The organism is Microcoleus vaginatus PCC 9802 (assembly GCA_022701275.1).
In the GTDB taxonomy this organism is placed as follows: Bacteria; Cyanobacteriota; Cyanobacteriia; order Cyanobacteriales; family Microcoleaceae; genus Microcoleus; species Microcoleus vaginatus_A.
Window position 1 is genome coordinate 446,445 of the sequence record CP031740.1, and the last position, 17,211, is coordinate 463,655.

General features: G+C 46.3%; 15 protein-coding genes. 5 read left to right on the forward strand and 10 right to left on the reverse strand.

The genetic code is table 11. From position 1 onward, the window contains the following. Positions 1–640: 640 nt before the first annotated feature. A complete protein-coding gene (locus tag D0A34_01840) occupies positions 641–1,513 on the reverse strand; it encodes an S-methyl-5'-thioadenosine phosphorylase (protein UNU17768.1) in 873 nt (290 codons plus the stop codon). 209 nt (positions 1,514–1,722) lie between these two features. Between D0A34_01840 and D0A34_01845 the strand changes: the two genes are divergently transcribed. Then, the gene (locus D0A34_01845) at positions 1,723–1,929 is read left to right on the forward strand and encodes a hypothetical protein (GenBank protein ID UNU17769.1); all 207 of its coding nucleotides are present in this window, start codon (positions 1,723–1,725) and stop codon (positions 1,927–1,929) included. A gap of 144 nt (positions 1,930–2,073) precedes the next feature. On the opposite strand, the gene D0A34_01850 is transcribed toward D0A34_01845, so the two are convergent. The 3 genes from D0A34_01850 to D0A34_01860 all read right to left on the reverse strand — a co-directional run bounded on the left by D0A34_01850 (position 2,074) and on the right by D0A34_01860 (position 5,070). After that, complete coding sequence (locus D0A34_01850; protein ID UNU17770.1) at positions 2,074–2,913, reverse strand: DUF1092 family protein; 840 nt, start codon at positions 2,911–2,913, stop codon at positions 2,074–2,076. Positions 2,914–3,300: 387 nt separating this feature from the next. After that, on the reverse strand, positions 3,301–4,506 hold the full coding sequence (locus D0A34_01855; GenBank protein ID UNU17771.1) for an adenylate cyclase: 1,206 nt from the start codon (positions 4,504–4,506) through the stop codon (positions 3,301–3,303). A gap of 21 nt (positions 4,507–4,527) precedes the next feature. After that, on the reverse strand, positions 4,528–5,070 hold the full coding sequence (locus D0A34_01860; protein ID UNU17772.1) for a carboxymuconolactone decarboxylase: 543 nt from the start codon (positions 5,068–5,070) through the stop codon (positions 4,528–4,530). 588 nt (positions 5,071–5,658) lie between these two features. On the opposite strand from D0A34_01860, the gene D0A34_01865 reads away from it, so the two are divergent. Further along, positions 5,659–6,927 carry a valine--pyruvate transaminase gene (locus D0A34_01865; protein UNU17773.1) on the forward strand — a complete coding sequence of 423 codons (1,269 nt, stop codon included), beginning with the start codon at positions 5,659–5,661 and terminating at the stop codon, positions 6,925–6,927. Between the two features lie 223 nt (positions 6,928–7,150). On the opposite strand, the gene D0A34_01870 is transcribed toward D0A34_01865, so the two are convergent. The 6 genes from D0A34_01870 to D0A34_01895 form a co-directional block, all read right to left on the reverse strand. Then, positions 7,151–9,325, reverse strand: a complete 2,175-nt coding sequence (locus D0A34_01870; protein ID UNU17774.1) for a caspase family protein — start codon at positions 9,323–9,325, stop codon at positions 7,151–7,153. A 207-nt stretch (positions 9,326–9,532) separates the two neighbouring features. Next, on the reverse strand, positions 9,533–10,714 hold the full coding sequence (gene sat, locus D0A34_01875; GenBank protein UNU17775.1) for a sulfate adenylyltransferase: 1,182 nt from the start codon (positions 10,712–10,714) through the stop codon (positions 9,533–9,535). 304 nt (positions 10,715–11,018) lie between these two features. Next, positions 11,019–12,089 (reverse strand): hypothetical protein, encoded by a 1,071-nt coding sequence (locus D0A34_01880; GenBank protein UNU17776.1) that lies wholly within the window; start codon positions 12,087–12,089, stop codon positions 11,019–11,021. Positions 12,090–12,215: 126 nt separating this feature from the next. Next, positions 12,216–12,815 (reverse strand): hypothetical protein, encoded by a 600-nt coding sequence (locus D0A34_01885; protein UNU17777.1) that lies wholly within the window; start codon positions 12,813–12,815, stop codon positions 12,216–12,218. A gap of 30 nt (positions 12,816–12,845) precedes the next feature. Next, positions 12,846–13,157 carry a hypothetical protein gene (locus D0A34_01890; protein UNU17778.1) on the reverse strand — a complete coding sequence of 104 codons (312 nt, stop codon included), beginning with the start codon at positions 13,155–13,157 and terminating at the stop codon, positions 12,846–12,848. Further along, positions 13,142–14,614, reverse strand: a complete 1,473-nt coding sequence (locus D0A34_01895) for a site-2 protease family protein (GenBank protein UNU17779.1) — start codon at positions 14,612–14,614, stop codon at positions 13,142–13,144. Before D0A34_01895 ends, D0A34_01890 begins: the two co-directional genes overlap by 16 nt. A 33-nt stretch (positions 14,615–14,647) precedes the next feature. Here D0A34_01895 and D0A34_01900 point away from each other — a divergent pair, with 33 nt between their 5' ends. The 3 genes from D0A34_01900 to D0A34_01910 all read left to right on the forward strand — a co-directional run bounded on the left by D0A34_01900 (position 14,648) and on the right by D0A34_01910 (position 16,688). Further along, entirely contained in the window at positions 14,648–15,322 is a 675-nt protein-coding gene (locus tag D0A34_01900) for an MBL fold metallo-hydrolase (protein ID UNU17780.1), read from the forward strand. 151 nt (positions 15,323–15,473) lie between these two features. After that, on the forward strand, positions 15,474–16,034 hold the full coding sequence (locus D0A34_01905) for a sugar O-acetyltransferase (protein ID UNU17781.1): 561 nt from the start codon (positions 15,474–15,476) through the stop codon (positions 16,032–16,034). Between the two features lie 189 nt (positions 16,035–16,223). After that, complete coding sequence (locus D0A34_01910) at positions 16,224–16,688, forward strand: hypothetical protein (protein UNU17782.1); 465 nt, start codon at positions 16,224–16,226, stop codon at positions 16,686–16,688. Positions 16,689–17,211 lie beyond the last annotated feature (523 nt).

A 17,211-nucleotide genomic window follows, 5' to 3' on the forward strand; every position in this document is an offset into this window, starting at 1 on the left:
AATAAGCCAGGACTTAGGGAAGAATCAAAAATATAAAAGAGACAAAGCTTCCCTAGGGGAATCAGCAATTCAAACGTCGCATCAAAAGCCAATAAATCACGAATTCTCGAAAAAAAATGAATAAGATGGGTTAAAGCCCGACAAAAGATAGTAGTAGCACATTTAATAAAACGCCTCAAAACTTATGTAGTTTCCTAGGACCAATTTCGCTTAAGAAGGGAAAACTCTGAAGAGGTAATCTTGAGTGTGTGCGGACTAATAAGATGGCGAATAGGAACGATAGTATTATAGGCTAATAATTAAAAAAGAATTTTCTAAAAAATAATAAAAGATCCGATATCAAACTAATTATTATTAACATAGCTGAACAAGCCCATAGATCCGTTACTTGTAGAGAACCAAGCACTCTTAGTGCGAGAGATTCAAAAGTAGCCAGAGAAGAGCTTTGAATATTTTCGGAGATGTCTATTGTTAAAACATTTGATAGGCAATGGATCTTACTCCTGACTTCTGACTCTTGACTCAGGACGAATGCTAGATATACAAATATTTCTGCCTTCTCCCCATGATGTAGGGTGCGCGCTGCACACCTTACACCTGTGGAGTCACCTATAACCTCATGATTGCAACTTAATTTCAACTACAAATACTTCTGCAAGAGCAAACCCATTTTCTCCTTAGTTGCGGCAGGCACTTGCTCCAGCCGAGTCAGAATTGCATATTTCAAAGCTGAATGCGACTCGGAAACGGGGGGATTTTCTGTTAACCTCCGGACTGTTTCTTGAATGACTTTTTGGGCATTTGCTGCATTGCGGTGCAAGTTTGCAACTACCATTTCTACAGTTACGCTGTCGTGATCCTCATGCCAGCAGTCGTAGTCTGTGACTAATGCTAAAGTTGCGTAGGCAATTTCTGCTTCTCTGGCTAATTTTGCTTCCGGCAAATTTGTCATCCCGATGACTGTCGCCCCCCAACTGCGGTAAAGGTGGGATTCTGCTTTTGTGGAAAATGCGGGGCCTTCCATGCAGACGTAGGTGCCTCCCCGGTGGAGGGTAACGTCGGCGAGGTTCAAGGATTCGATCGCACTTGCCAATACTTTAGCCAATTCGCCGCAAACCGGATCGCCGAATGTGATGTGAGCAACAATTCCTTCTCCAAAAAAGGTAGAAACTCGATTTTTTGTGCGATCGATAAACTGATCCGGCACTACCATATCTAAAGGTTTCGCCTCAGCTTTGAGAGAACCAACCGCCGACGCTGAGATTAAATACTCAACTCCCAAACTCTTCATTGCATAAATGTTTGCCCGATATGGCACTTCTGAGGGCAAAAAAGTGTGGTTGCGGCCGTGTCTAGCCAGAAATGCTACCGGCGTACCGTCCAATGTTCCCACAATTGCGGCATCGGATGGCGCTCCAAAAGGTGTATCAATTTTCACCTCTTCAATATCCTTGAGGGCCTCCATTTTATACAAACCGCTGCCGCCGATAATTCCGATTTTTGCTTGTGCCATTTTTACTTTCTGCCTGAGTTTTACAAGAGTGATTCTATCGGGCCATCGTTAAGTTGGGATAAAGATAATTGAAGATTTCCTGACAAAAGTCACCCTATATACACTATTTTGTCACACAAACTGTGTGATCTTAATCACCAAATAACTTCACAAAATCTTTAAAAATAAAGATACACAGTTCTGTTACCTACTTTTAGCGTGTTAAGACCATGACAGTCAGTTCTGGTAACGTCCCCAAAATCACGATCGAGGCGATCGTCCAGCGCATCTTTGCTTTTCGGCAAATTACCCCCCTTGACAGACGGCTGCTGAAGTCAGCAATGCTAGCGGAGAAAGGTCTTGACGAAAAAGACCACTCTCACATCAACCGGGTGTGTCAGGGCATCCGAAACGGATTAATTTTAGTTGTGGAATAACTTTGCTACACTATCTCTTGCTAGCTCAAGAAGCTGTTTTAAAAGTTGTGTTTGAGTCTGTATCTCCGGGAACTGAGTTCGGAGAAGGTTTTACTATTTTTCGGCGCGCGATGGATCAACATCACAAATAATATTATTTCCCTCTTATCGCTCAAAGTTCAACAGCCAAAAGCCTGTATAAGTCATGCCACTATCATCGGGCTGGACTAACAAAAAATGTAATCCTTTACTTAATTGCTTGCGCTGTTGGTAAATTTGGGCTGCAGCTTTCACCTCGCTATCTTCAAAAGTAGCCACAACCCACCTATCTACTAACCCAGCTTCCAATATCAATCCGTCTGGTTCTCCAGCAATATAATTCACAGCGAAAGGCTTGGCATCCTGAAGCCATCTAGCCAACCGCATAGACTGGCGTCCGCCGTCAATCACCACTCCTGGTACGGGCACTGTTGAGGCCAAGCCCAAATTCAGCGGTAACAGCAATTCTGGCATTTCCAAAATTGGCAGGGGACGCCCTTGGAAAGCCTCTTCAATGTCGCCGGCGGGTAGGGAAGCAAAACGCCAGCCATCGCCCCAGAGGTTTTCGGGTAAAGGCACGGGCGGCGGCGAGTCGAGGGCGATCGCACTGTAAGTTTCACCTGTATAATTAGGCATACTCAAATATTCTTTGGCGCGTTGTTGCAGCAGCAATTTCAGAGCCCCAGTGCGCCGAGTCGCTTCTACCTTGACACCCAAAACTTTGCCCGCAGCTTCGATTAAGCCCAGAGACTGAGGCCTAAATACTTGAATCAATGCCGGCAAATTCTGAGTTTGAGCTTGCTGCTGCAACTGCGAAGCTAGCCAATTAGAATTTGCGTCCCCCTGGCGGCAAACAGCGCTAAATTGAAAACTGCCTTCCGAGTCGCAAATTAAGAGTTCCCACAGTGGTTTGCCAGTTTCGTCTTGGAGAGGGCGGCGGTAAAAATCGGCTTGCCAAATACGCATAAATAATAAAAAATTAAAATCTCTAACTCGATTATTTTAGTATAGCCTGGTGACAATCTGATACAATACCGAACTATGAAAAAAAACTTCGAGCGATATATTCTCAGTTCATCTTTAAGTTTTATTTCAATATAGCCCTCCTAAATTTTTTATAAATTTCTTACTCCCTCCCCTTACCAAGGAGATGGTTGGGGTGGGGTAAAAAAATTACGACTGATGCGAGGATTGCTATATCTAACACAAGTAAAAAAAACGGCAACTGTAGGCCTGGGATTCCAACCGTGGTAGTAATCAGTAATTCCCAATTCTAAAATCTAAAATCTAAAATCTAAAATAGAATAAAGGCTCGGTTAGCCATTTTCCCTTAGCAATTAGCCATTCCCTAATTTATTTAAGATGGTGAACCAAATACATATCCAACTCGCCTTTATTTTTAGCATAAATTTTTCCTCGGTATTCGCATTCAAAAAAATCTTTAACTAATTCAAACGTGTCGTGAGAGATATTAATATTTCCAGGTACGCCAGAAGATTCCATCCGAGATGCAATATTAACTGTATCTCCCCAGACATCATAGGAAAACTTTTTATGGCCAATTACCCCAGCAAGTATTGGACCTGAATGAATGCCAATGCGGATATCCCAATAAGGGATATTTTGTTGAGCTTTCTGCAATTTCCGCAAATCCATGAACTGTCGAATTTCTAGGGCAGCAAGTACAGCGTCAAAGGCGTGTGTTGGGCGAGGCGTAGGAATTCCCGCCGCGCACATATAGCTGTCGCCAATAGTCTTCAGTTTTTCCATAGAGTATTTATCCATCACGCGATCGAAATAAGAAAAACAATAATCTAGTTCGTCAACCAACTCTCGCGGCGTCATTTTTTCAGATAACTGAGTAAAGCCTTTAAAGTCAGTAAATAAAACCGATACGTTATCATAATAAAGTGGTTCCACTTTGCCGTTATTTTTGAGTTCCTCGGCAATTTCAACCGGCAGCACATTCAACAGTAGCTGATCAGATTTGTGCTTTTCGGCATCGAGTTCGGAATACAGGCTATTTATCTCTTTAAAGCGTTCAGCATTGCGGATGGCTGAGGATAGTTGCAAAGCCAAAAGATAGCCAATTCGTAAATCTTCTTGAGTGTAAGCTCGTGGCTTGGTTGTGGCAAAATTAATTGTCCCTAAAACCTTACCTTCGCTTTCCAAAGGAATGATAATTTGCGAAGCGTAGGGGGATAAAATAGCAGTAGCACCCGCTTCTTGAATTAATTGAGGTTGACGTGTTGTGAAAGCCTTGTGAATAGGGCCGCCCTCTGGGAGGGCTGCAATATCTACAGGGATATGCCGGCCAAATAAGGTCATGCAAGCGTTAGTGCTGTGCAGGCAAACGCTACAGTGTTCAAAGTCTAGCAACCATTTGGCTTGCTTGCCTATTACCCGCAAAATCTGGTTGAGATCGAGGGTGCGGTTAATGGCAGTGGCAACTTCGTTGACAGCGGAAATGCGGATGGAAAGCGCTTGAGCTTCTGCTAACAAACGCCGGGCTGTCAACAGAAGTTCTTCTCGATCTTGATCTTCTAGCCGATCGCCCATAATATGGGTATAAAATATAGATTACAAAGCATCTATTTCGAGGGCTATTGAATCCGTATATCGGTTGACAAAGCTAAACAAGTCTGCTGTTGCAATAATCTCAAATATTTCACAATCATCAAGTCCTAAATCCCGCAGGTTTTGGTAATCAGTTTCTGTCATTTCCAGGGGCTTTGTAGCAGCGAGCAAGCCAAACCTAATTACGGCTTTATCACGTTTTGGCAAAGGGCAGTTGGCAAAGTCAGAAACTAGGGTTCGCAGGATTTCTTCGCTCATCCCCAAGGCTGACAATCCGTGCAGGTGAACTTGGAGTGCGTACTCGCTATTATTTGATTGGGAAATAGCGACGCCGACCATTTCTTTAAGCGTGCGGGGTAAGTCTCCTTGCAGAATGGTGCCCCGGAATTTTTTCCAATTTGCTTCTAATAGGTCAGGGTTGATTGCCATTGACTTGAACAGGTTGGGGACCATACCAAACCCCAAGTCTGTCAATATTTCTTGGTACACTGCTTTGGCTTTAGGATCGCTAAGTTGCTCATATTCTATAAGTGGAAAGTGTGTCATTGTCGTGTTGAACTTTACGGCAGTTAATTGGGGTTGGAATTTACGTGTTTGTTATGTAACGCCACTCAAAGGGCGACCTTACGAGCTATCTTGGCTTTAGTCGGATTGATGATAAAATGCACCGCTGTCAGCAAACCGCGAATCATGAAAATGAGCTAGCAACAAATCTGAGTCTTGAGGCTGGATTAAACCTGCAATTATAGCAGTAACCGGAGCCAATGAAATTCTGTTGCGATCGGGTTATAGTGCTAATCTTAGATGTTTCCAATGGCTGCTGTCAAGTATGGGCAATTCATGGGGCGCGGCAGTGTGAAATCTTACCAAAACTCTTGAATTAGATAATGCTGTTCCGTTCGCTAATTTTTAGGCAAAAAACACTGTTCGATCGATCAATCGGGCTCCACAAATGCCCTGAATCTTGTGCTCCGGCGCGCACAGAGGGGAAAAACAAAATGCTGTGCGATCGAGTTTATTGAATTAATCAGATGCTCGATCGACAACCCATGCCCCAGTCAAGCTACGCTAACGCCTGCGACTGGAGTTATTATAGATAAACTGTAAACTTCTATCATTGTCGCTGCATTTGCTATGAACCCTGCCCTGACTCAATTTGGCGCTCAGATGTCCCACCTCACGGGAGTTCGGGCAATTATGAAAGATATTATTGAAACACTCCGAGCCGGCAGCGGGCAGGAGTTTATCAATTTGAGCGCCGGAAACCCGGTGATTTTGCCGGAAGTCGAGCAGTTGTGGCGCGACTGCACTGCGGAACTTTTGGCGGGCCCGGAATACGGTGAGGTGGTTTGTCGCTACGGTTCGAGTCAAGGCTATCAGCCGTTGATTGATGCGGTGCGGGAGGATTTCAACCAGCGTTACGGATTGAATTTGACCGATCGCAATATCCTAATTACTCCCGGCAGTCAATCGATCTATTTCTACGCAGCCAACGCTTTCGGCGGCTACACTACCAGCAAACAGCTTAAAAATATTGTTTTACCGCTGAGCCCAGACTACACGGGTTACGGCGGCGTTAGCTTGATTCCCGAAGCGGTAGTCGCCTGCAAACCCACCCTCGATATTGATGCAGCCGCCCACAGGTTCAAATACCGCCCGGATTTCAGCCAATTGTCGATCGACCAAACCACCGGTTGCGTCATTTTTTCCCGTCCCTGCAACCCCACCGGCAACGTTCTCACCGACGACGAAGTTAAGAAAATTGCCGATTTAGCGGCCGCTTTCGACGTGCCGGTGTTCGTTGATTCCGCCTACGGCCCTCCGTTCCCGTCCTTGAATTTTACCGAAATGACGCCGATTTTTGGTGGCAATATCGTGCACTGTATGAGTTTGTCGAAGGCCGGATTACCGGGTGAAAGAATCGGAATTGCGATCGGCGATGAAAAAATCATTCAAATATTAGAATGTTTTCAGACCAATATGTGCATTCATTCGCCCAGATACGGACAGGCGATCGCAACTCGTGCCATTGCGTCCGGCGCTCTTGCCGATATTTCCATCAACGTAATTCGCCCGTACTATCAAAGCAAATTTGCGATCGTAGAAACCACTCTAGAACAAGCAATGCCGAAGGATTTGCCGTGGTTTTTGCACCGGGGTGAAGGAGCAATTTTCGCGTGGTTGTGGCTGAAAGATTTGCCAATGACTGATTGGGAACTGTATCAAGAGTTGAAAAAAGTCGGCGTAATTGTCGTGCCGGGAAGTTCTTTCTTCCCTGGTTTGCGGGAAGATTGGCAGCACAAACATGAGTGTTTACGCATCAGTTTGACTGCAACAAATGATGAGATTGAAACTGCAATGAAACGCTTGGCTCAAATGGTAGAAAAGCTTTATCACTCTTGATTTATTATACCAAATCCGCAGAAATCCACCTCCTTTCTGATTCGGTGGGGGAAACCGCTCTACAAGTCAAACTTTCGTCCGCCTCCGCAGACAAGCGAGAGCGAGGGGGTATTTAAGCCGGATTTGGTATGATTTCTCAGTCTCGCGTAGGTGGAGTCCGTTTGTGTAGTTTGAGGTCAAAAGCGATTTCAATCGGCGACTAGGAGCGAGGAGTTTTTAACACTTAAACCACCCGATAAACAAAACTCAGAGTTGCCCAAACATTCACATCCAAAGCCAAATCATCCGTCGATATCCCCACTTTCTGCACCCCTGGAATGCTAGCCGCGTGCAAATCTTCGAGCACCGCCCGCGCCACATTTAAAGGATTCAACAACGCTCGAATTGGCAGGGCATCCCTCGTTTGCTGCATTTCGGCTTCTATTGCAGCCAGAGTTTGAGCGAAGGGTTTCTCACTAAATATAATCATAGTTTCCGCAAGTCCGATCGCCCCAGATACCGCCAACCCAACAGCCCCAGCCGCCGGCACGGTCAAATTCTCCCCAGGAGCGATCGCCCGCGACATAACTCCCACAGATTCTTTGCCCTCAGTGCCGAGCACTGACAGCCGTCCCGCGCTGTCCGAGCAAAACACCGCAAAATAAACCGGGCGATCGCTGTCGTTATACAACCTGTAGCTAATTCGGCTGCCCTCTGCCAAACTTAGTATATGAGCGCTTGCCGATTTCTCACTTTCCGCGCTCAGGGGTTCCAGCCGATAATCACCGCCGGCCCGCACCGGCTCTCGCTGCGCCACGGCCCGCGCTTGCGGTGCGAGAGTTGCCAGAACCGCCCGCACCTTCAGGCGCGAAGACCCCTCATTGACTGTCAGCCGCAGCAACTTCCCCGCCTGCAGCGCTTTCAACTGCGGAGTCAAGCGCTGCACCGCAACCTTAACTGCTTCTCCCCCGTCGCCCTCAGTATCGGGAATCAGCATTTGAGCCAAAGAAAACAAACCGTAACGCCTTTGAGACAAAGCAGGCTCGTGAGGCGAGACTGTTTCGGCTAAAGTCGTTTCCGGGACTCTGCCGAACCGACAGTCAGCCAATTGCTCGCTGCCTACCGCCGAAACTTGTGGCAAAGTCGAGAAAGCACTGGTGGCGTCCACCCGCTCGATGCGTTCCAAACCCGAGTCCAAAGCTACTGTCAAACCGATGTTTCGCGGCAATACCCGAATTTCTTCCCTCACCAATTCGCCGACTGTTAGTTGCCCGTCTGTTCGATCGAACCCGTCTACAACTTGGGCTTTAGCAGAGAGGCCCGTGCGTCCCCGCAGCAAAAGTCTCGCGCCCCCGGAGGAATCCACAGCAAACACAGAACCCCCGCAGCACTCCAAAACCCCGGGCGACAACCCCCCCAGCCACAACTGCACAGTTTTGCCCCCCTCTTCCACCGCCGTCACAGCGCCGTCAGATGCAGGGGAATTCAAGATTAAATTTGAAAAATTCACCGCCGGCGCGGTTGTTAAATCGTGATTGAGAATTTGCGGTTGCTGCGATAACCCCGCCAGCTTGCTGTAACCATTACCCGCCACACGACTGAAACTGACGCTGAAGCTGCTAGCGGGAGTTGCCCACCACAAAGTTTGGGTGAGGGCGTAGGTAAACAAACCTGCGGTAAATCCGTTCCACTCTTGTTCCGCGGCGAGTGCGGAATTCGCGCCCGCGGCAAGTACGGCGGCGTCCGGACGGAGATTTGGGCGGGAGCGGAGGTCTTGGGCAAACGTTAATTCTGCGAGGCGAGGCTCGCCGATGGTGGGGCGGGGGCGGGAGCGAATGCGAAAGTTGCCGTTTTTGGGGAAACCCGGATAGGTGTAGCTGGTGTCGAGGATGGCGATCGCATTTTCTGTCGCGAGCGATCGCATCAACAGCAACAGCGTTTCCTCTAAAATATCGTTCACCGCCCGGTTTGCTAACAACGGCAAAACATCATCCGCCGGCACCAAACTGTTTTGCATTTTTCCGGGAGACTCGCCCCAACTGACTCGGCTACCGCAGCCGCTAAAGTGAAAAACTACCACGTCACCGGGTTTTGCTTGTTGAGTCAAGTGAGTGACAAAAGCCGTCTCGATATTCTCCCTCGTAGCTTTAGCGTCAGTCAAAGTCAAAATATCCGACGGCACAAACCCAAACCGATATATCAGCAGTTCCCGCTGCAATTCCACATCCGTGACGCAGCCGTGCAGGGGCGAATCTGGATATTTGTCAACGCCAACCAACAAAGCCAATTTCCTGGCTGTAGGCTGCGCTAAGGCTTGGAGGTAGCGATCGCCCAACGGCAGCCACAGGGCCTCGCTGATTCCGATGGCGGCCAGCACCCGGCCAGCTTGCTGCAAAAATTCCCGCCGCTTGAGTCCCATTTTTAAATAGCTTTGAATTTTAAGTTTTGAATTTTAAGTTAAATTCCCCTCAATAATTTTAGGGGAATTAATTAGATTGTGAGTGTTTAGTATTAAGGGAGTTTTTAAGTTTTAACTTTTGAGCTTTAAGTTGAAAATTTCCCATTTAAAACTCAAAACTCAAAATTAAAAACTATGCAGAATGTCGCCCCCACCAATGTTCAAGATTTAAATCTCGTAATTGAAAATATTCATTGCCTTGGCTAATTCTGCGGCAACTTCCGGCCGGGAAAACTGCGGCGGCGGCAATTTACCAGCGCGCAGCATTTCCCGAACTTTGGTTCCAGACAAATGCACCCGTTGTTCGGGAGTGCTGGGACTCGTTTTAGTTGTAGCCATTTGTTCCGTCAGTGTGCAATAGAAAGCGTGCTCGAATTTCATCGGCACAATTCCCAATTCTCCCGGCTCAAATTCGTCAAAAATATATTGGGCATCGTAAGTGCCGTAATAATCGCCAACTCCAGCATGATCGCGCCCCACGATAAAGTGAGTGCAGCCGTAGTTTTTGCGGATTAAAGCATGAAAAATTGCTTCTCGCGGCCCGGCGTAGCGCATCGCCGCCGGATTAATTGCCAAAATTACGCGATCGTGTGGATAGTATTTTTCTAGCAGAATTTCGTAGCAGCGCATCCGCACATCAGCGGGGATGTCGTCTTCTTTTGTCGTCCCGACTAACGGGTGCAGAAACAAGCCGTCTACTGTTTCTAAGGCGCATTTTTGGATGTATTCGTGTGCGCGGTGGATGGGGTTTCGGGTTTGGAAACCGACTATCGTTTTCCATCCTTTTTCTGTGAACAGCATTCTCGATTTCGCCGGGTCAATTTGGTATTGGGGAAACCGGGGGTCTAGTCCGCGTTCCAGCAGCCAAACATCACCTGCGAGGTTAACGGGCCCGGATTTGTCTACTACTTGGACGCCCGGGTGTTTGAGGTCGTCGGTGCGGTAGACGTTGAGGGCTTCTTCTTCTTTGCTATAGTGGTATTTTTCTGCAAGTTCCAAGAGCCCGACAAATTCGCCCGTCGGCGAGTCGAGGCGCACTAAAGTGCCTTCTTTGAGGGAGTCGGCGACTTCTTGGGAGACCGAGAGGGTGATGGGAACCGACCACGGCAGGCCGTTGGAGAGGCGCATTTGTTTAACGACCGATCGATAATCAGCTTCGTTCATGAACCCTTTGAGGGGACTCAGGGCGCCGATGGCGATCATTTGCAGGTCAGAGATCGAGCGATCCGAAAGCTGGACTCGCGGCAAGACTTCTGCTTTATCGAAAAATTCTTGTCTTTGGTCTAGTGTGGCAATGCGGTTGACCAGGGTGCCGCCGTGAGGGGCAATGCGGTCTGAATGCTGGCTCATGTCGATTTGAAGTTGTGGGTTTTAGCTGCCAGAGTACATAGTATCAAGCGGTGGCTGCAATTCTACATTTTTTAATTGTTCTGGACTTGTGCAGAACGCTACTTTTGTGGCGGTGTAATTCTTTAACTGTAAACTCGCGCACTCCAAACTCTAAACTTTCCCGTCAATCGATTTTAGATTTTAGATTTTAGATTTTAGATTGAAGCATTGACCCCACGGATAAATTCGGGGGCGTGTTTATCGGATACAGGTTTTTTATTTCTCCACGGATGAATCCGGGGGCTTGTATCCTGGATGCTTTCGGTCAAGTCTGGACTTGAAATTCTTCGGGATCTATTCCCCAATTTACCCAGTTAATCGCTTCTTTAGCCGATCGCACTTTTGGTGGCACTCGCAAAGCGTGAAGGTGTCCCGTACTCGGACAAGTCATCTTTAACAAATAAATTGGCTCTATGTCAATATTATTTTCAATTTTCAACAAAGTATATTCTTGCCAAGTATCCAATTCAGTTGCTTGCAATTCTTGACAAATTCTCGGATAGCCGATCGCTTGAATCAAAACTCGCCGCACTTCGGCATTCTGTTCTGTTAACAGCCATGAAGCTTGCCAAGACTGCGGCGGAACTTTACCAATTATTTCCGGCAGTCGGACACCGCGATAAGAGTATACACTGAACTTGTCAGCAAATTCAACCGCTGGTTGACCTTCTGCGTGGAGCAAATATTCGCTATCAAAATGAAGTTGGATCGGGCGATCGCACACAAAGCACTTTTTCTCAAACGGGTAAATCCAGCCGCAGTTTTCCACTAAAGATTTAAAGGCTGAGTATAAAGGGCGATCGTACTCCAAATTTAACACGCCAATACAAAAATCCACCCAACTTCCGTGACAGGCTGATAGTTCGGAAACTATGCTGTTATTATGATAAGCCTGATCGATCAGAAATCTCTGAAATCTCCCGCCCAACTTCCTTGCTAATTTGACGTAAACTTCGTCTTTAACATGAAGGTGGAGTTGATTCATCAGTTGAGCGTACAGGGGATTATAGAGTTGGCTGTAAATTTGATTTTCCAGCTCCCGGCCGAGTTGACTTCTTAATATATCGTACAATTCATTATGAATTTTGTTTCTGATTTCGCTGGCCGTTCCCAGACCAGAATCGCGTATTCTTAGCGGTTCAACTGCTTGCAAAGCTATGTAAGGGCTGTCACAGAAAATAATTTCCGGTTCAGGACAGCGGATGATGTTGTAGGCGGTGTTGATGGCCGCTGTCGCTTGCGGGCGATCGATCGGTTTTATCGAAAGTCCAATTTGTCGCCACTTCTCGCGATAAATCGGAATTAGCGGTATTTGTTCGGGAGTAATTGCGATCATTTGTACAGCTAGATTATTTAATTGGCGGTCAAACTTTTTCGCTCTCGCATCCGGTAAAAACTCAGATTAACTTTGTAGTGACCGCAGCAATTTTCACTACCAACCTCTTTTATTAGAGCCGTTAAATTATTTGTATGAATTAACAATTGTTTGCAACGCACCTAAAATCATAGGAACATTATCGACACAATAAACATCAGCATCAATAATTAAATTATTTCCCTCTAATTTAAGAAACCGCCAGACAACGCCAGTAGTTACGCAGCCATATACTGCAGGTAGGGAATTGTGTTCGCGTTCGTTAAATAGCTGAGCCGCTACCATTTGTGCTGCACACTGCGGCAGAAAAGATTCTATTTCTGGGCCTTTCGTTTCTCTCAATGCAAAAACCGGAACTTTAATTTCAAAATCAAACGGCACGGAAGATAATAGAAAGTCGCATTCCCCATTCAATCCCTGCTCAACATCTACATCAAACGACCAACCAGAAAAAATAGAAAATTGTCTGTTGTTCCTTTCTCTAAATTCTAACAGAAGAGGAGAAATAATCCGTTCCGAACGTTCTTTGGCAGTTGTAACAGCAGTGTGAGAACTAATTTCGAGGGTTCTCCAAAACCATTCGGAGGGTTCTACAGGAACAACCTTGGCACTCCAAATAGGACTGAGTGACGGTTCCAATCCAAATCGCTCTTTTAATTGTTGGAAAGTAAAGGATTTGTAAGACATATTTCTCAGATAAGTCGCTGAAACTCTAGATTACTGGGAGAGAGAAAGCGAATTGACCGACGCTAAACTCGTTTGTATACAGGACTTACGCCTTAGAAACCCGGTTTCTGGGATAAATCGTGGTTTTGTAGAGAAGTATCTAGGAAGAAACCGGGTTTCTAACCGCCGTGCCGAAGTCCTAATATAGCAACCAGTGGATAATTTGTGAACCTCTCTTTTCTTACTTATTCCTTCTTCTTTTTCTCCTAGATAAATCAATCCTTCTTCCCTCTTCCCTCTTCCCTCTTCCTTCTTCCTTCTTCCCTCTTCCTTCTTCCCTCTTCCTTCTAAACATTTAACCACTCAAGGAGTACCCTGGGCGCCGGCAACAAAATCATTAACAAAAGCCCGATCGCCATTAGCCCCAAAAAATCCCGCCGATTATCCAATTCACTGACATCATTCAACGCCGGTTCGTCGTTTAGTGGCGTGAAAAACAAAATAATCGCCCATAGCAGTAAACCCTGTTCCAAAAAAGACAGCAGCAGCATACAAAGTCTAGCAACTTGCCCGATCGCCATACTCGCTCGCTGGCCGAACATCGCGTGCACGATGTGCCCGCCGTCGAGTTGTCCCACCGGCATCAAATTAAACGCCGTCACGATCAAACCCAAATAACCAGCCACCGCTACCGGATGCAAATTGATCGCAGTTTCCGCATTCAAAGCGCCGCCCAAGGTTAACTTGCTCAACAAAGTCATCAGCAGCGAAAAACTGGGTTTGAAAGAGTCAAAATTTAACATTCCCGACTTTTCAGACAGCGGTACAATAGTCGAATGATTCAAACCCCAAAGTAATAATGGCACTGTCGCCACTAAACCCGCAAGGGGGCCGGCAATGCTAACATCAAATAAAGCTCGGCGGTTGGGAATTGGACTCCGTATTTGAATGAATGCCCCAAAAGTTCCCAAGAAAAAAGGAATCGGGATAAAATAAGGCAAAGTCGTGCGAATTTTGTAGAATGTGGCAGCTAAATAGTGGCCGGATTCGTGAATTGCTAAAATTGTAATTAGAGAAAGCGAGTAAGCCAAACCCTGGAGCAATATTGATGGGTTGGACTGCAAAGCTTGTTCAGTAACTCCGGCAAGTCGCGCCCCGACAAGCGTAGTCGTAAACACCGTGATCACCAGCAAAGCTAATGCGAAAAATGGCCGGGTTACAGATTCGGTTTTGACAGGAGTTTCCCCTGATTGGTGGCTGGGATTGGGAACTATAGCAAAAAAAGGTTGACCGCTCAAGCTGTTTTGAAATACTACTAAAAAGCGATCGCCAAAAAGCCTCTCCACATTCTCCCGAATTGTCTGATAAGCCGCGTCGGGGTTCGTCCGCAACTGTCCGCGACAAATTACAGCCTGCGGCCGAAATTCCAAATCTCGCAAAAAGTAAATTGACCAAGGAAAACAATCGCGCAAACTCGCTTCTTCCGCTGCATTTATCGGGCGCACGGGCGGTTTTGGCTTTACAGGTTCAGTCGCTTCTGCTGCTAGCTGCTCAGCAGTTTCGGCGGTAATTTTCTTGCGCCCCAACTGTACCAAAAACCAATACAAAAAAGGGCAAACCAGAAAAGGTATAATTACCAACTCCGGCGGTACAGTTTTGCTGGTACCGTAAACTAAAATCCAACCACTCCAAATCAGCGCGGGCGCCATCATTACCAGCCACAGCAGCCATATCGGAGTCCTGGTGATGCGGCTGGTGCCGTTCTGCAACAAGTAGTACGATATCAGCCCCAATACGAACAACCATAGTAAAAAGAACATAATATTTATCCCATTCCCTTCTGAAATACTTCCTTGAAACAACAGACTTTAGTCTCCAAACAACCCAGGCCCGTGCTCGACAATATCCTTGCTTTCCCGCCTAACCGGGAAACTCTGGGTGCAACAGCCTATTTCATTGTAGAAAACCAAACTAACATCCTGGTGGATTGTCCCGCTTGGGATGAGATTAACCAAACATTTTTGCGGGAACACGGCGGCGTGCGACTGCTGTTTCTCACGCACCGCGGCGCTATCGCCAAGGCGCGGGAGATTCAGGAAGCCACGGGGTGCGAGATCCTGATTCAAGAGCAGGAAGCTTATTTACTGCCGGGTTTGAAGGTGACGGTTTTTGAGCGAGAATTTGTTGTGAGCGATCGAATGAAAGCATTTTGGACTCCTGGCCATTCTCCTGGTTCCTCTTGCCTTTATCATAGTGGCAGCGGTGGAGTGCTGTTTTCGGGTAGGCACTTGCTCCCCAACCGAGAAGCCGCCCCAGTACCGCTGTTGACCGCAAAAACTTTTCACTGGCCTAGGCAAATTAACAGCGTGAAATCAATTATCGATCGATTTTCGCCAGAAACTTTACAGTATATTTGTCCCGGTGCAAATACTGGTTTTTTGCGGGGAAAAGGATCGATCGATCGAGCTTTTGAGCAATTAGCCAATCTGGATTTAGCTGTTTGTTTGCAGTCAAAACCTGAACCCTAAATGTATGCTGCAACATCAAAAAATGATCTGACGCACTAATTATAGCGGTAAGGTGCGCCTAGCGCACCCTACATTATTCTTCAATTTCTTAGAGAGGAAGTTCGTTGGTGAAGTAGCGGTTTAACCGCCGATTCTTACCGTGGAAAAAACTGTGGAAAAAACAGAAAAACAAAAAATGCTCGCCGGCGAATTGTATTTAGCTGGTGATGAGCAATTAATTTTAGAGCGCCAACGAGCCCGCCGCCTCACCAGAACCTACAATTCTACCCGCGAAGACGAACCAGACAAACGGTTAGAAATTCTCACAGAATTGTTCAGTTCAGTTGGCCCAAAAGTTGAAATCGAGCCACCTTTCTACTGCGACTACGGCAGCAATATTTATGCTGGAAACGGATTGTACATGAATTTTGGTTGCGTGATTCTCGACTGCAATCGAGTTAACATTGGCGAAAATTTACTGTGCGGGCCCAACGTGCAAATTTACACAGCTTTTCACCCCACAGACCCGGAAATTAGACTTTCTGGCGGAGAACTCGCCGCTGAAATTAATATTGGCAATAATGTTTGGATTGGTGGCGGCGCTATGATTTGTCCAGGAGTCACTATTGGCGACAATAGCACGATCGGCGCAGGCAGTGTTGTTGTCAAAGATATTCCCGCAAACGTCGTGGCGGCGGGGAATCCTTGCCGAATTATCCGCCATCTACCTTGATGTGGTACGATCGACACAATCGTGCGATCGGCTCTTTGGAGCTTAAGCCAAAAATTTTAGGTATTAGAACAGCCGGTTTGAGATTTTTTAGGTAAAATACCCGAAAAAAACCCTGGAAAAAATCTCAAATCTCAAATCTAAAATCGCTTAATTTCTCGTTCCCGGTTTCCACACTACCAAGCTTTTTTTATGACGACTGCAACAGTTTATTCCAACGCTCCTGATCTCTGCACCGACGACTACATAGCAGTCGGTGTAGCTACCTGCTTCATCAAAGAAGAAGGCGAAGTTTTTGAAGTGCAAGTAATCGAAGCTATTCCCTCAGCAGCTTTGGAAGCAATTTTGAAGGGAATTCCCACATCTTATTTAATGATTTGCGGGACGACTTTGGGAGCAGTGCTAGACGGCGAAACACCCAAAATGTTGCCAGAATTCCCGACATCAGCTCAGTTTAGCGAAGAATTTGGCTTTCGGGCGATCGCCGCTGCCCGCACTTACAAAATCCGCCCCCAAGCTCAACTTCACATTCCCCTGGGAACAGTTCGCAACGACTTTACTTATTCCTTAGAACGCAAAAGAGTGCTCAACTCCGAGCGCGTCATTCGCACTGAAGACAATGTGAAACAGCACGAACACACTCACAAGGTTCTTTAAACAAATCCCGCAACTGGGGCAATTTAACAGTGCCTCAGCCAGCGGATGCACCGAAAATAGTTCCGAGTTTTGAGATGTAATATGAATTCCGGTTGCACTCCTCAATATGATTTTTGACTGTTGACTGTTGACTAAAATTATGCTTTCGGACCAACTGACTGTTGGGATTTTTGAAAAATACCGAGGCAACCGGAAACGATGTCAATTAAACATTTAACAAGTTTTTAGTTCATTAATGAAGGAAAAACTTTTAATATTTCGTTATTAAGACAAACACCAAACATCTCAATGTAGGGTTCGCAGTGCTCACATCACCTAATTAACATAAATTATTAACGACTGTTAAGAAAAATCTTAAGTTCTTAATGAAAAATTTTAATTCATCAAAAAAATGATAGAATATTATTCCAGTTTAACAAGGTGAGCCGGCCGGCGGGAAAAAATTAAAAAATCCCGCAATTATTGAAGGCTAGTAGTTTCAGACTACTGGCATGCGGGCGAGTACATCGCAGGTGAGCTAAGG

Excerpts from the sequence above, each read along its gene's own strand:
- D0A34_01840 (UNU17768.1), bottom strand. The coding sequence starts at position 1,513 with ATGGCACAAGCAAAAATCGGAATTATCGGCGGCAGCGGTTTGTATAAA.
- D0A34_01845 (UNU17769.1), top strand. The coding sequence starts at position 1,723 with ATGACAGTCAGTTCTGGTAACGTCCCCAAAATCACGATCGAGGCGATC.
- D0A34_01850 (UNU17770.1), bottom strand. The coding sequence starts at position 2,913 with ATGCGTATTTGGCAAGCCGATTTTTACCGCCGCCCTCTCCAAGACGAA.
- D0A34_01855 (UNU17771.1), bottom strand. The coding sequence starts at position 4,506 with ATGGGCGATCGGCTAGAAGATCAAGATCGAGAAGAACTTCTGTTGACA.
- D0A34_01860 (UNU17772.1), bottom strand. The coding sequence starts at position 5,070 with ATGACACACTTTCCACTTATAGAATATGAGCAACTTAGCGATCCTAAA.
- D0A34_01865 (UNU17773.1), top strand. The coding sequence starts at position 5,659 with ATGAACCCTGCCCTGACTCAATTTGGCGCTCAGATGTCCCACCTCACG.
- D0A34_01870 (UNU17774.1), bottom strand. The coding sequence starts at position 9,325 with ATGGGACTCAAGCGGCGGGAATTTTTGCAGCAAGCTGGCCGGGTGCTG.
- sat (UNU17775.1), bottom strand. The coding sequence starts at position 10,714 with ATGAGCCAGCATTCAGACCGCATTGCCCCTCACGGCGGCACCCTGGTC.
- D0A34_01880 (UNU17776.1), bottom strand. The coding sequence starts at position 12,089 with ATGATCGCAATTACTCCCGAACAAATACCGCTAATTCCGATTTATCGC.
- D0A34_01885 (UNU17777.1), bottom strand. The coding sequence starts at position 12,815 with ATGTCTTACAAATCCTTTACTTTCCAACAATTAAAAGAGCGATTTGGA.
- D0A34_01895 (UNU17779.1), bottom strand. The coding sequence starts at position 14,614 with ATGTTCTTTTTACTATGGTTGTTCGTATTGGGGCTGATATCGTACTAC.
- D0A34_01910 (UNU17782.1), top strand. The coding sequence starts at position 16,224 with ATGACGACTGCAACAGTTTATTCCAACGCTCCTGATCTCTGCACCGAC.